This window comes from Thermostichus sp. MS-CIW-23, from assembly GCF_054059455.1.
Genome location: NZ_JBSSCC010000007.1, coordinates 1 through 13462, shown reverse-complemented (window position 1 = coordinate 13462; position 13462 = coordinate 1). Strand labels below are relative to the sequence as shown.

Annotated in this window: 10 protein-coding genes; 3 read left to right on the top strand and 7 right to left on the bottom strand. The window is 57.7% G+C overall.

Annotated elements, in window-relative coordinates; all coding sequences use genetic code 11:
* Window positions 1-11: 11 nt before the first annotated feature.
* From darT to ACVW0B_RS04025, 6 genes are all read right to left on the bottom strand, one after another.
* Window positions 12-662 carry a type II toxin-antitoxin system toxin DNA ADP-ribosyl transferase DarT gene (gene darT, locus ACVW0B_RS04050; RefSeq protein WP_457489883.1) on the bottom strand — a complete coding sequence of 217 codons (651 nt, stop codon included), beginning with the start codon at window positions 660-662 and terminating at the stop codon, window positions 12-14.
* A 48-nt stretch (window positions 663-710) separates the two neighbouring features.
* The gene (locus tag ACVW0B_RS04045; protein WP_414331442.1) at window positions 711-2084 is read right to left on the bottom strand and encodes an ABC transporter ATP-binding protein; all 1374 of its coding nucleotides are present in this window, start codon (window positions 2082-2084) and stop codon (window positions 711-713) included.
* A 28-nt stretch (window positions 2085-2112) separates the two neighbouring features.
* Window positions 2113-3840: an ABC transporter permease gene (locus tag ACVW0B_RS04040; RefSeq protein WP_457491011.1), complete on the bottom strand. Its 1728-nt coding sequence runs from the start codon at window positions 3838-3840 to the stop codon at window positions 2113-2115.
* Between the two features lie 67 nt (window positions 3841-3907).
* On the bottom strand, window positions 3908-4198 hold the full coding sequence (locus ACVW0B_RS04035) for a DUF7219 family protein (RefSeq protein ID WP_457491010.1): 291 nt from the start codon (window positions 4196-4198) through the stop codon (window positions 3908-3910).
* Window positions 4199-4280: 82 nt separating this feature from the next.
* The gene (locus tag ACVW0B_RS04030) at window positions 4281-5240 is read right to left on the bottom strand and encodes a hypothetical protein (RefSeq protein WP_457491009.1); all 960 of its coding nucleotides are present in this window, start codon (window positions 5238-5240) and stop codon (window positions 4281-4283) included.
* Window positions 5241-5686: 446 nt separating this feature from the next.
* Window positions 5687-7135, bottom strand: coding sequence for a carotenoid oxygenase family protein (locus ACVW0B_RS04025; RefSeq protein WP_457489887.1), 1449 nt, complete (start codon window positions 7133-7135; stop codon window positions 5687-5689).
* Between the two features lie 166 nt (window positions 7136-7301).
* On the opposite strand from ACVW0B_RS04025, the gene ffh reads away from it, so the two are divergent.
* From ffh to ACVW0B_RS04010, 3 genes are read left to right on the top strand one after another with little or no spacing between them, the layout of a single operon-like run.
* Entirely contained in the window at window positions 7302-8765 is a 1464-nt protein-coding gene (gene ffh, locus ACVW0B_RS04020) for a signal recognition particle protein (protein ID WP_011431929.1), read from the top strand.
* A gap of 9 nt (window positions 8766-8774) precedes the next feature.
* Window positions 8775-9233, top strand: coding sequence for a tRNA (cytidine(34)-2'-O)-methyltransferase (locus tag ACVW0B_RS04015; RefSeq protein WP_011431928.1), 459 nt, complete (start codon window positions 8775-8777; stop codon window positions 9231-9233).
* Between the two features lie 48 nt (window positions 9234-9281).
* A complete protein-coding gene (locus ACVW0B_RS04010; protein WP_457491008.1) occupies window positions 9282-10343 on the top strand; it encodes a histidinol-phosphate transaminase in 1062 nt (353 codons plus the stop codon).
* 27 nt (window positions 10344-10370) lie between these two features.
* Here ACVW0B_RS04010 and ACVW0B_RS04005 read toward each other — a convergent pair whose 3' ends face one another.
* Window positions 10371-13358 (bottom strand): hypothetical protein, encoded by a 2988-nt coding sequence (locus ACVW0B_RS04005; protein ID WP_457491007.1) that lies wholly within the window; start codon window positions 13356-13358, stop codon window positions 10371-10373.
* Between the last annotated feature and the right edge of the window lie 104 nt (window positions 13359-13462).

Below are 13462 nucleotides of genomic sequence, written 5' to 3'. Positions count from 1 at the left end.
GCCTCCCTTGGTCAAAAATACCAATCAGCACGTACTTCCACCGTAGGAGTGTATTGACTCCTCGCCAGCACTTGGTTAACTTTGCACCTAAGGTTAGCCTGGCACACTCCAATTCTTTCGACGAGATCAAAGGGAAAGTAGCCGTAAAGAAGAAATTCTGCCTGCTTGCGTTCCTTGACCTCTGGGTTGCGGAAATCCCTGGCGGCAATAGCGCCCCAGTCTAGCTCACCAAGACAGCCAAGCTGGGAGCGGAACTCAGTGTAGCGGGCACCCGCGTTGGAGAGGGAGAAAGCCCACCGAACTTGATTGTGATCAGCCCAAGCGATGACCCGATGCAGATCTGCCTCGAGATGCACGATCCGAGTCTGGCCACCGCGATAGGTCAATTCGGGATGGTTTGCGCAGTGGATGACATAAAGCATGATCGAGCGGGGGCAAAAGTAAAAAGGAACATAGTCGCCGACTTTTGTGCCAGGGTGGCATGAAACTTCCAGCTCCTCGATTCGACGTCGCTTGATTTTGGACATGCCAATGGCTTGCGTCGGCCCCCCTTGTTGAAGTATTGCCGCGTCAGAGAGTAGCCCACCAGTGGTTACAATCCCTTGCAAGTTGTCTACATGGGTAATGTGGTAGATTTTGGGACTTTCTGGAATTGGCGCCATACCTCCGCTCTACGATGCAGCTTTGAAAAAGGCAGAGCCAGATGCGCTTCAGTCGGAACGAGAGTTGAGACCGACAGGCTTTTGAGCAGTGGAGCTCTCGCTTGGCTCGGGCAGATAGAGACGTTCTTCCGAGGCGTCGTACTCAAACAGCTCTGCATAGCGTCCCCAGTCAATGGCGGTGGCAAACTGCCGTTCGGCTTCAGCGTGGGGGAAGTGTTCGTCCCAAAGATCCAAGAAGAAGTCCGCTCGCATGGAGCGGCTGCCTTTTTCTTCCAGGGTCTGCAAGATGCTGCGGAACACGGGAACCCGTGCCAATAGCTGTTGTCGGAAGAGATCCTTGCTGCGCAGGATGGTGGTGTTGGCAAAGTCCTGGCCAATTTCGGTCAGTTGCACCACCCCGCTGGCCACCTCGGCAAAGCCCAACAGCACCGCCGCATCCAAAATCGGCAGCAGATCGTCCACGGCCAGTTGCAGCCGCTCGGCCAAATCGGCAATCTCCGCCCGCCCTTGCGGCCACTCCACGATCAACTCCAGCAGACCGCTGATCCCGCCCACCCGCGCATGGGGCAGAGGCAGGGCATAGGGGGAAGTGGCCTTATCACCAGCCAGCGCAGGCAGAGCCACCTCTCCGGTAACAGCAATTTCGGGGTTGGTCATGATCTCGTAGATGTAGTCCACCAAGGACTTAAAGCGGGGATCCGTGCGCTCGTGAGGCCGCGGCAGATCTATTCTCACCTCCCCCCGGATCCGCCCCGGGTTGGATCCCAGAATCACCACCCGATCCGCTAAAAACACCGCCTCTTCGATGTTGTGGGTAACGATGAGGATGCTTTGGGAAGGGAAGGCTTGCGCATTCCACAGCTCATCAATTTCCCCCCGCAGGTTTTCCGCCGTCAGCACGTCCAAAGCGCTAAAAGGCTCATCCATAAACAGCACCTTGGGCTCTAAGACAAAGGCGCGGGCAAAGCCCACCCGCTGCTTCATCCCCCCCGAAAGCTCCTTGGGGTAAGCGTTCTCAAACCCATCCAAGCCCACCAAGTCAATGGCCTTCAGGGCCTTTTGCCGGCGGATCTCGCGGGGGATCCCTCGGGCTTGCAGCCCCAGCTCCACATTTTCTTGCACGGTCAGCCAGGGTAGGAGAGCAAAGCTCTGAAACACCATCGCCACATCGGGGTTAGGCCCGCGTAGAGGCTGGCCGTTGCTCAGCACCCGCCCTTGGCTGGGGGGGATCAGGCCCGCCATGATGCGCAAAAGGGTGCTTTTGCCACTGCCGCTGCGGCCCAGCAGAGCCAAGACCTCCCCTGCCCGCACTTGCAAATCAATTTGGCTTAAAACGGTAAACTCCCCCTTGCCCTCTGGCAAAGGAAAGCGCTTGTAGACTTTCTCAACCTCAATTAAAACGGGGGAAGCTGCAGAGCTCATAGAGAGATTGCCTCAGAAACTGAAAAGACTAAAGGTGATATTTTTCTTCTGCCAACCGATACAGCCGTCGCCAGAAGAGGCGGTTAAGGCCCACCACAAACAAGCTCATCATGCCAATGCCCAAGGTAATGCGGGGCCAGTCCCCCACCGCCGTTGCCTCGGCAATGTAGGTGCCCAACCCCGTAGCCGTCAGGGTGGTGGATCCCCAGGCCACAATCTCCGAGACAATGCTGGCGTTCCAAGCGCCGCCGCTGGCCGTGACTCCCCCGGTGACCCAGGCGGAAAAGATCCCTGGAATGATCAGCTTTCGCCAGCGCTGCCATCCTCGTAAGCCCACATCCACAGCCATTTCTCGCAAGTCCGTGGGGATGCTCTGGGCGCCGGCAATGGAGTTGAAAAGGATGTACCACTGTGCCCCCAACGACATGAGCAAAATGCTGCCCCACTCAATGCTGATCTGGGCGCGGATAAAAAACAACGTGACAAAGGGAAAAAGGAAATTGGCCGGGAAAGCTGCCAGGAATTGCACCACCGGCTGCAGCAGTTTTGCCAGCTTTGGATTAAAGCCAATGGCCACCCCAATGGAAGTCCAGATCACCGTGGCGAACACCAGCAACACGCTAACCCGCAGCAGGGTGAGGATCCCTAGCCCGAAGGTCAGCATCACCTCTCCAAAGCCCACAGTGGTAGCCACAAAATAAACAATCCAAATCCCAATGCCGCCAATAGCTATCCAGGAAAGCTGGGTTAGCAGCCGCTCGCGGCGTCGCTCGACCTCAGGACTGAGGGGATCCACCCAACGGGGGCGAGTTAAGTGGGACAACAGCCTATCCACCAACTCTGCCAAGGGGGACAGCCAACTGCCGATCAGCCGCGGGATCCGCGCCGTGGTCAGCAGATCGTACAGCCAGGATTCGGGGGCGGCAGCCCCGCTGCTCTGTTCCAGGCGAAACTTATCCGACCAAGCCACCAAAGGTCGCCAGAAGAGCTGATCCACCAGCAGGATCACCCCGGCCATGGTCAGGAGCGCCCAGCCCAGCTTGGGCAGATCCTCCGCCTGGACGGCCGCTTCCACATAGGATCCCAGCCCCGGCAGCGTGTATTCCTGGTTGAGCACGCTGATGGCTTCGCTGGCTGCCACAAAGAACCACCCTCCGCCAAAGCTCATCATGGCGTTCCAGATGAGGCCCACCATTGCCGCCGGCACTTCCAACTGGGTAAAGCTCTGCCACCCCGACAGGCGATACAAGGTAGCGGCTTCCACCAACTCTTGAGGCAGCGTGCGCAGGGATTGGTAGAAGGAAAAGGTCATGTTCCAGACCTGGCTGGTGAAGATGGCAAAGATAGAAGCCGCCTCCAGCCCCAGCAAGCTGCCGGGAAAAAGGGCAATAAAGCCGGTGACGGTAATGGAGAGAAACCCCAACACCGGCACCGATTGCAAGACATCCAACAGAGGGATCAAAATGCGCTCGGCCCAGCGGCTTTTGGCAGCAATGTAGCCATAAACCAAGGTAAAAAGGGTGGAAAAGGCCAAGGCAATGAACATGCGCAAGGTGGAGCGGGCTGCGTAGTAGGGCAGGTTGCGCGTATCCAAGTCGATCCGGGGCACCACCGCCGGGGGCTGAAACCGCTCAAAAGCCCCTACCCCCACCTGCGCCACCAAGGCCAGGAGAACCAACGTGCCCAGAATGATGGCCCCATCGGCAGCCCCCGCTGGCAGCCGACGCAGCGCCTCCGGAGAAGGAAAAGTCCTCATCTTCCCTGACCAAGCCCGGCATCCGCGCCCAGTGTACACCGTTTGCGGTTAGCCAGGATCCAGCCGGCTACTCTTCCGGCAAGTCGGGGGGAGACTCCTTCCACTGGGGATTGTCCAAGATGGCTTTTTTGGTCTGTTTGAGTTGTTTCCACAGCTCTTTGATTTGCCGGTAGGCTTCTTCCGGGGTAATTTTGCCCCCGGTTTCCAAGCTACAAATCAAGGACACTTTATTGCTAAATTCCTGCAGGTTGGCATCAAAAACTAGGTTCTGCGGCCTCACTTCGCCCCAGTAGGGATAGCGAGGCGAAATGAATTCATCTTTGTTGGGAGGTTTGTTGGGAGGAGTTAGTTCTGCCACGGCCTAACCAGGGTAAAAGAATGGTTCACAACAAGAAGGTCAACATGAAAAGCTCCATTAAAGCAGGATCTACTAGCCCAGTTTATGGGCGTTTTCTCTTAACCGGCTTGGGTACTTTTGCGGGATCCCGCGGCGGATACACTTGTGGATTGGAAATGGGCTGCTGCCCTCGCGGCGGGGGGAGAGGGCCCTTCTGGAGTCGGGGGGTTGAACGCTTCAGGCGTGGGCGCGGCGGCGTTTTGAGCACAGGGCCGATGGGAGTGCCCGCCTCCACATAGAGCAGGGATCCGCGGCGGCGCACCTGCAGATCCCAGAAATTGCCTACCCCTTTGCCCGGCAGGGATCCGATCAGGCGCAATTTGAAGGCTTGGGGCTTGGGGGCTGCGGCTCCATCCTTCTGGACTCGCTGAGAGGGAGAGTTGGCAGAAGCTTTTTTGCCCGATTGACGGATCTTGACAATGATGAACCCTTTCTCCTGCGATTGAAAAACGACCTCGCCCCGGATGGAAAACCAATCCGGCACCACCGTCGGACGGGATCCCTCGGGGAGAGTTCGCCCCATTTCTTCTGGGGCCCACACCCCCAGCAACTGCACGTGCAGATCTTCGGTTTTGTCGCGGGTGCGAGGATAAACCACCCACAGGTAGTTGCGTTCCGGCTTCAGGTGTTTCCGTACCAGGCTCATCACCCGGCCCAGCAATACGGCATTCAGATCCAAGCCATCCGAGGTGCGCAAAATCCCGCGGGTAAAGTGCTCTGGGGAGGGGATGTATTGCCCTTCGATGAGGCCGATGGCTCGGTATTGCATCTTCTCCCCAGGCGGGGGGATGGGTTCCAAACAGACTCGCTCTCTTTCTGCCGCTTTCTTTTCCCCCAAGGTAGCGGTGGTGCTGACAACGGGCTGCAAGGACTCCGTCCCGCTGTCGCGAACAGCACCAGGATCCTGAGCTTTTGCCGACGACAGGGATCCCTTGGCCTCACCCGTTGAGCTGGGTCTGGGGGGCCGTACAGGTCGAAAGGGAGGTCTCAGATCGGAGGACATTGTGACGGTTCCGTTGCTGTCAATTCAGAATGCTCGGCGGCAGACATTTACCGTTGCAAAAACAGGCCATAACTTTGCTCTTGACCCAAGACCTGCTCAACACACCATTCACTAGCCTAACAACGCCCAACAGCGTTTTTCCATTCTGCTTCTATTGGGAAACTCCTAGCAGCTGCCCTTGCCCGCAGTTGTCAACACTGTAGCCGACCTGTAGCCAATGGTAGCAACTGTTCCAAGGGAATGGTTCTCAGGCTGCAGGATGTCTATTCCCCAGACAGGGCCATTGATATTGATGAGTATCTGTAGTTTTTTCCGGCAACGCTGACTGGAGGTGTTTCTGCACAGCCGGGATCCGACTGACCGATCCCCAGGGCTCCCGCAAAGGCTGGGGCGCATGATCTTTCCCGAGCCGATGGGATCCATTAGCCATTCCTGGGGTTCACCGTTTAGGCAGGCGTTGCCCACACCTGCGGAGTGAAGCTGCCGTGTAGGCCATAGGGAATGTGGTGCCGCAATGGGATCCGCGCAACCGGGCCGGCTGTCAGATCGGCTGCTTCTAGGATCACCACTTGAGAGCGCTGGCTGGCCGCATCAAAAACCACCGTCACGATCCACCCTGCCTCTTCGCCCTGACCTTCTGGATCGGGGATGAACACCGGTTCTCCCACAAAGCCGCGAGGGGCAAAGCTGTACTGCTGTGTGCGACCTGTGGCGGTATCCAGCTTGAGGATGGCTTGCAGAGGAGCATTGGGGCCAGGAGCATGGGTGGCCCCGATGTATATGTAGCGGTGGGATCCCCCCATTTGAGCCGGGTGGATGGCCGGAAACTCCACCGAGCGATCCAGCAGCAGTTCCCGCTTCACGCTGCCCCCCTTGGGATCCAGATAGAACCGCCACAGCTTGCCCGCCGGAATCTGGGCAAAGTCAATCTGCAGGTAATCGGCATCCGTCTCCAGGGCAGGGTAGTTCTCATAGAGGACGGCATCCACCACCACCTGATCCCCGACTTCGTAGCCGTTGACAAAATGGAAAACAAACCCCGGCTCCGCTTCCAGTTGCAGCGGCTTATCGCCCTGGGGAAAGAGCCAGATGCGGGTCGGCTCCCCCGGTTTCAAGGTCAAACAGGTGCCCGCCGGTTGCCAGCCCAACACAAACGGCAGGGGGTTGAAAGCCAAGGGATTTTGGAAAAAGATACGGTAGCGGGGTGTCCAGACAAAATCGTGCAGGAAGGCAAAACCGGGCAGGCGGTAATCCCGCTTTTCCACCAAGCGCCCGCGCGAGTCCAGACGGTAAAACAGCAACGTGGAGTTCTGGGCAGCCCGCACCCCAAAGGCGATGAGATCTCCCGTGTGGGGATCCCGCCGGGGATGGGCGGTAAAAGGCTGGTTGGCTGAGATCCCTCCTGCAAACGTTTCGATCCCCTCGGTGGCCAAGGTGGCCGGGTTCAGCCGGTAAGGGGCACTGGCCTCCCACAGGGCCAGCAGCTTATCTCCCTGGTAGATGACATTGGTGTTGGCGGGATTTTTAAACCGCAAGTCGAGAAAGTTGCTCCACCAGCCGCCCGGCTTTTGGGTGCCAAACACCCCTCGGTAGAGCACCCGACCGGCTTTTTCCTCTGCTTCAAACTCGCGGGTGCGCACAAACCGGTTGCGAAAATGAACCTTCCCCTCCACAAAGGTGATGGCGCAGACCATGCCGTCGCCATCGAACGGGTGCCCGTAGCGCTGGGATCCCGCCTCCAGCTTGCCCGGGCCGTTGCGAAACAGGGTTCCCCGCAACCCTGCCGGGATCCGTCCTTCGATCTCCGTAATCCAATAGTCGTACTCCTGGGATAGGGAGCGATAGCCCAATTGCCAGTCGGTGGTGCTGTAGGGAAGGGAAGCGACGCTGACCATGGAAGATCTGCATGCAACGCCCTCTATTGTTGCTTAAACTTTTGTGAAGTCGCCAGTTTTTCTGGGCCGGGATAGCCACCTTGGTTGGGATCCCCAAGATGGAGTCGCCCCGATTCGACTATGGTAGGAAATGCCCCCAAAGCGCCTGACAGGATCCACAGTACCCATGTTTGATGCCCTCTCCGAGAAGTTGGAATTGGCCTGGAGAAAGCTGCGCGGCCAGGACAAGATCACCGAAACCAACATTCAAGAAGCTCTGCGGGAGGTGCGGCGAGCCCTGCTGGATGCGGATGTCAACTTGCAGGTGGTGAAGCAGTTCATCGAGGATGTGCGGGAAGCTGCCCTGGGATCCGAGGTCATCCTGGGGGTGACGCCGGATCAGCAGTTCATCAAGATCGTCCACGACGAGCTGGTGAAAGTGATGGGGGAAGCCAACGTGCCCATTGCCCAAGCGGAGCAGCCTCCCACCATTGTCCTCATGGCCGGTTTGCAGGGATCCGGCAAAACCACCACCTGCGCCAAGTTGGCTTTGTACTTGCGCAAGCAGGGCAAGAAGTCCCTGATGGTGGCCGGAGACATCTACCGCCCGGCGGCCATCGACCAGCTCAAGACGCTGGGCCAGCAAATTCAGATCCCCGTTTTCGACCTGGGCAAAGCAGATCCCGTCGAGATTGCCCGGCAGGGGGTGGAGACGGCCCGGCAGCAGGGCTACGACTACGTGATTTTGGACACTGCCGGTCGTTTGCAGATTGACCTGGAGATGATGGCGGAGCTGGAGCGGATCAAGGCGGCGGTGCAGCCCCACGAGATCCTGCTGGTGGTGGATGCCATGATCGGCCAAGAGGCGGCCAGCCTTACCCGAGCCTTCCACGAGCGCCTGGGCATTACCGGCGCCATCCTCACCAAGCTGGATGGGGATACCCGCGGTGGGGCCGCCCTTTCCATTCGCCAAGTGTCCGGTCAGCCCATCAAGTTCATCGGCGTCGGCGAAAAAGTGGAAGCGCTGGATCCCTTCTACCCGGATCGCATGGCCTCCCGCATTCTGGGTATGGGGGATATCCTCAGCTTGGTGGAAAAAGCTCAAGAGGAAATCGACCTGGGAGATGCCGCCAGCATGGCGGAGAAGATGATGACTGCCCAGTTTGATTTCACCGATTTCCTCAAGCAGATGCGCCTAATTAAACGCATGGGATCCTTGGCAGGGCTGCTGAGACTGATGCCGGGGATGGGCAAAATCAGCGAGGAACAACTGCAAAAGGGACAAGACCAACTGGCCCGCGCCGAAGCCATGATCAACTCCATGACCCCCGAAGAGCGGCGCAACCCGGATCTGTTGGCCCGCAGCGTCAGCCGCAAACGACGGGTGGCCCGCGGATCTGGCCACAAGCTGGAGGATGTCAGCCGACTGGTCAGTGATTTTCAACGCATGCGCGACATGATGCGCAACATGGGCATGGGTGGCGGTTTTCCCGGTATGGGTTGGGGGGGTGGGCGTACCTCTCTTCCCGGCGGGGATCCCAGTTGGCGCGGACGTTCAACGGCCTCTCCCTCTCGGCAACAGCCCAGCCGCAAGCCGGGCAAAGGTGGGGGTAAAAAAGGGGGCGGCAACCGCGGATTTGGGGGCAAGTAGGATAGGATTATGCCCTTCCACGTTGTTTTGGTTGCCCCAGAGATCCCGGCCAATACGGGGAATATCGCCCGCACCTGTGCAGCCACCGATACGCCTCTCCATCTGGTGGATCCTCTGGGGTTTCGCCTTTCGGATCGCTACCTCAAGCGGGCGGGGCTGGACTATTGGCAGCACGTCCAACTGTATCGCTACCCCTCTTGGTCTGCTCTGGTGCAGGCCCACCCTGAGGCCCGGTTCTGGTGTTTTAGTGTGCGCGGCAAAGCCCTTTATACGGAAGTAACCTATCAGCCAGGAGACTGGTTGGTGTTCGGCAGCGAAAGCCGGGGGTTGGATCCTCTGTTCTTGGAAACCTATCCCAGCGTGCGCATCCCACTGCGGGGGCCGGTGCGCAGCCTGAACCTCAGCAATGCCGTAGCAATTGCCCTTTTTGAGGCGCTACGTCAGCAGGGATCCCTGACCAAAGAATAGGGGGTCGGGTTGACCCTGTTATGATAGGTGTTTCGCCCCGTCAGGAAGATGTGTGCCTTGCAGTATCTGCGCCCCGATTTGCTTCACCTCAAGCCCTACGACGCCGTGCCTGCCCCGGCTGCCGACAAGCTGGATGCCAATGAGTTCCCCCTCGATTGGCCGGTGGGCTTCAAGCAGAAGCTCTCCCTCCTTTGGGAAAAGGGGATCCCCAGCAACCGCTATCCCGATGCCCACCACCGGGGCCTGAAGCAGGCCATCGCCGCCTATGCCGGAGCGGAGCCAGAGCAGATCAGCCTGGGCAATGGGTCGGATGAGCTGATCCGCTCCCTGCTGATTGCCACCTGTCTGGGCGGGCGGGGCGGCATTTTGGTGGCAGAGCCCACCTTCTCCATGTACGCCATCCTGGCCCAGAGCCTGGGGATCCCAGTGGTGCGGGTTCCCCGCGACCCGGAGACGTTTGCTCTGGATCTAGAGCGATGTCAACAGGCTTTGAGGGAGCATCCGATTCGGGTGGTGTGCCTGGTGGATCCCAACTCGCCGACGGGGAATGGCCTGACGGCTGCAGAGTGGGAGTGGGTGGAAGGGCTGCCCGAAGAGATTCTGGTGATTTTGGATGAGGCCTATTTTGAGTTCAGCCGGCACACAGCCCTGCCCAAATTGGCGGAGCATCCCAACTGGGTAATCTTGCGCACCTTTTCCAAAGCTTTTCGTCTGGCGGCCTATCGGGTGGGTTATGCCGTAGGTCATCCGCAGCTTGTGCAGGTGTTGGATGGGATCCGCCTGCCCTACAACCTCACGGCCCTTTCTCAGTGGGCGGTTCAGATGGCTTTGGAGCATGCCGAGGAGCTTTTGGCCGACGTGACGCTAATTTGTCAGGAGCGGGAAGCCCTTTATCAAGCTCTGCAGGAGCTGCCAGGGGTGCGGGTGTGGCCCAGCCAAGCCAACTTCCTCTACTTCCGGGTGGCCGGCTGGGATCCCCAAGAGCTGCAGCGGGCCTGGCAGGAGCTGGGGACTGGTGTGCGCTACACGGGTGGGGGGCTGCGTCTGACGGTGGGCACCCCTGAAGAGAACCGACGGGCCTTGGAGCGCCTGCGCCAAATCCTGCAATAGGCCTCCCGGCCTGCGTTCGGAGCCAGCCTAGGTGGATGGGTCGGCGCGCGAAAAGCGCTGGATCAAGCTGTGCACCTGCTGCAAGTGTCGTTCGTTCAGATGCTCCAGCGCCTGGGCGATTTCCGCTCTGAGTCGGCTCTGGGTGTCGGTTTGGGCCCGCTGCAGCAGCCAACTTTGGACAGGGCTGGGGTACTCCACAAAGTCAAACGCCCAGGGATCCCGTTCGTCCAGCTCAGGTTCTGCCTGGGGCAGTTGCTCCCCCCAGCGCTCTTGAGCCTGTCGAAACTCCTCTGCCAAACGGTCTGTTGGGCGTCCTTCTGCTTGGAGAAACTCCTGATACCTTTGGTGGGTCACCAGCCAGCGCTGCCGGATTTGAGAGCGTTTCAGCCTGCCGGTTCTGCTTTCGGTGAAGCGCTCGTAAAACCTGAGCGTGTCTCGGTAGTGGCCCAATCGCTCACAAGCCAAGCCTACCTCCAGGGGCTGTAGCCACCAGGCCCGCTCCATCTGTGTGCTGGTAACCACTTCCTGCAGAAAATCTCGCAGCCCAGGGGATTTGCGCCTTAAGTCTTCCCAGTTGGTCCGGATATCCCGGGCCATGGCAGCCACCAGCTCGTAGTCATGTCCCCGCTGCCACGCCTGAGGATGGGCCTGCACCGTTTTCCAGAGCTTCTCCCACTCTCGGCACTGGATCAGAACTCGCAGCATCAGCGGCCAGTCTTTCAAGCGCTCCAGACTGGTGACGACGTCGCCGATGTACTCTGCCCACTCGCCTGTGAGGGGACGTCCTGCCTCTTGCCATCGGTCCAGCACCACCGAGTCTTGGCGGTCTTTGGATAGCCACCTCACCTTGCCGGGAAGGGGTTCCAGGTGGATCTTGGCCCAGTAGTAGGGGGAATGCTCCGTTTGGCCCCCCTGATCCCAAACCTCTACCGCCCGCTCAAATTCCTGCCGATAGAAGTGACAGATACCCCAAATCTTGTAGTACTGATTCGCGAACGGCTGCCGCTGGCCGAGAAAGGCCAGACGTCCCTTCAAAGCCTCAAGGGTCTCTTGCAAAAACCAGCTGCGGGCCTCTTCCTGGGGGCAGAAAGTTCCCAAGTTGTTGAGAACTTGCTCAAGCTCTGCCAAAAATTGCTGTACACACTCTTTCCAGGTGGAATCCGTTCGTGTAAGCGGGACGAAGTCCCTATCTTTGGGGCTGACTTCAACGCTCAGCCAATCTCGCACCCGCACCACCTGTCGGAAGCGCTCCATAGACTTGACAGAGGTTCTTTGGGTCGCCACCATCAAGTCCACCAAGGGGCTGTAGTCTGGGATCCCAGGACATCCAGCAAAGTAGGCGGCGTTACGCTGCAGCTCCAACCAGGCCTTCCCTCTCCAAAAGCACTCCCAGGCTTCTCGTTTAAGATTTTTGTTGGGCAAAGCAGACTGCTCCAGGCTCAGGAACTTTTGCCCTGCGGAAACGTAATCCCTCTGGAGCTTGAGGAGCCAGGCCTGACATTCCTGTTCTAGAGGTGGTTTTTTTGCCTTCCGCGCCAGAGTTTGAACATCCTCCAGAAGTTTGAGGTTGCCCTCCTCGATGCCGCGCCTGAGAAGCTCAAGAGCTGCCTCCTGCAGATCTTCCAAGCTTGTATTGGTCCAGTACTGGATATTGATGCCTTTGACAGGGTAACCCAATACCGGTGGGTCGGTCTCCCATTCCGACCGATCCGGTTGCAGAGAAGGATGATCGAGCCAAGAGTTGGATTCTAAGCTTGGATCCCAGAACTCCCGCCAACCGGCAGAGGTGTCCACAATGGCCAGGGCCTCGATGGGGCGGGTAATGCCGACATACAATTGGTTGAGAAAATAATGGAGTTGCAGGGATATCGCCTCCCCAGCTCCTCGGGCGTAATAATTAAGCTGCCGGTTAAAGTTTTGTCGATAGGCGTTTCCAAACTTGTAGAGGATAACTTTTTTGAACTCCATTCCCTTAACAGACGTAGCAGTTTGCAGGAGCGGTGGTTTAAGATTCTGCTTCAATTCCTCGGCAAAGATCTTCTGGAGTTCGGGATCCTGACGCACGTAGTTCAGCTCCTCTCCCACAGGACAGGGTAAGATACAGACTGTTCCTGTGAGATCACTAAGCATTTTTCTAAGCTCATCTTCGATTAAGTTTCTTTCCTGACCATCCAGCACAAACCTTTGAACCGGCATGCCCTGCTCATGGGGACGCCAGGGCTGTTGGGGATAGATTTCTCGACTCTTGCTGAGAACTCGCCGCCACAGGTTGACTACATTGCTAAAACGAGTAACTTGTGGATTGCTGCGATAGTTGTTTCTCAGCTCCTGCGGGCCTGCAATCTCAAAGGGATGGCTCGGCAACAAGTAGGCGCGGATATGCTCGTAGAGATATTTTTTCAGAGCAGCCCAACGAAATCCCGTTGGGTTAATGGTTTGCAAGGGATCCCCGGCAAAGGCATAGGGCAGGCAATCAATAGCCCAATCCAACTTGTATTTTCCCCAAGGAGATAAGCAAAAAATGATATTCAGCTCAAGTTGGGTAAAGTCCTGAACCTCATCGCAAAAAATGACTGGATGAATAGGATTAAGAGTGCCATTCTGCAGCACATCTCTGGCCAAATCTTGGTCATCCCAGTAGCCCTCATGGGTGGTTCGATCCCGGTAGCCTGGCCAAATCTCTTCGTAAATCCGCTCGAAGGCTTCTTCATCCACACTGCGGTCGGCCTCAGGCAATTCTCGGTAGCTATCGGGATCCAAATAGTCACTGACCTCATAGCCTTTGATCAGCGTGCGAATGGTGTGCCAAGCCAGCTCTACATCGCGGCGACCACAATACCAGCTCTGAAATCGATAAAAATTGACATACCGATCCGGTTGGTAGCGTTCTTGCCGCTCGGCAGGAAGGCAGTTCAGCAGGTAATCCTGAAAAGTGCTAAAAAAAGCTTGACACTGCTGAATTTCCTCTGTGGAGAAGCTGCACCCCTCCTCCCGATAGCGGTGGCTGATGCGCAAAATTGAACTTACAGCCTTTTAATTTAAAATAGGGTACAGGTATTCAAGAGGAAGGAGAGAAAGGAATGCCGACTCATTCTTTGGATTTGCGGCAAAGAGTTGTA

What these genes read in the sequence shown, in the direction of transcription:
- darT (WP_457489883.1), bottom strand. Translation starts at nt 662, where the DNA reads ATGGCGCCAATTCCAGAAAGTCCCAAAATCTACCACATTACCCATGTA.
- ACVW0B_RS04045 (WP_414331442.1), bottom strand. Translation starts at nt 2,084, where the DNA reads ATGAGCTCTGCAGCTTCCCCCGTTTTAATTGAGGTTGAGAAAGTCTAC.
- ACVW0B_RS04040 (WP_457491011.1), bottom strand. Translation starts at nt 3,840, where the DNA reads ATGAGGACTTTTCCTTCTCCGGAGGCGCTGCGTCGGCTGCCAGCGGGG.
- ACVW0B_RS04030 (WP_457491009.1), bottom strand. Translation starts at nt 5,240, where the DNA reads ATGTCCTCCGATCTGAGACCTCCCTTTCGACCTGTACGGCCCCCCAGA.
- ACVW0B_RS04025 (WP_457489887.1), bottom strand. Translation starts at nt 7,135, where the DNA reads ATGGTCAGCGTCGCTTCCCTTCCCTACAGCACCACCGACTGGCAATTG.
- ffh (WP_011431929.1), top strand. Translation starts at nt 7,302, where the DNA reads ATGTTTGATGCCCTCTCCGAGAAGTTGGAATTGGCCTGGAGAAAGCTG.
- ACVW0B_RS04015 (WP_011431928.1), top strand. Translation starts at nt 8,775, where the DNA reads ATGCCCTTCCACGTTGTTTTGGTTGCCCCAGAGATCCCGGCCAATACG.
- ACVW0B_RS04010 (WP_457491008.1), top strand. Translation starts at nt 9,282, where the DNA reads ATGTGTGCCTTGCAGTATCTGCGCCCCGATTTGCTTCACCTCAAGCCC.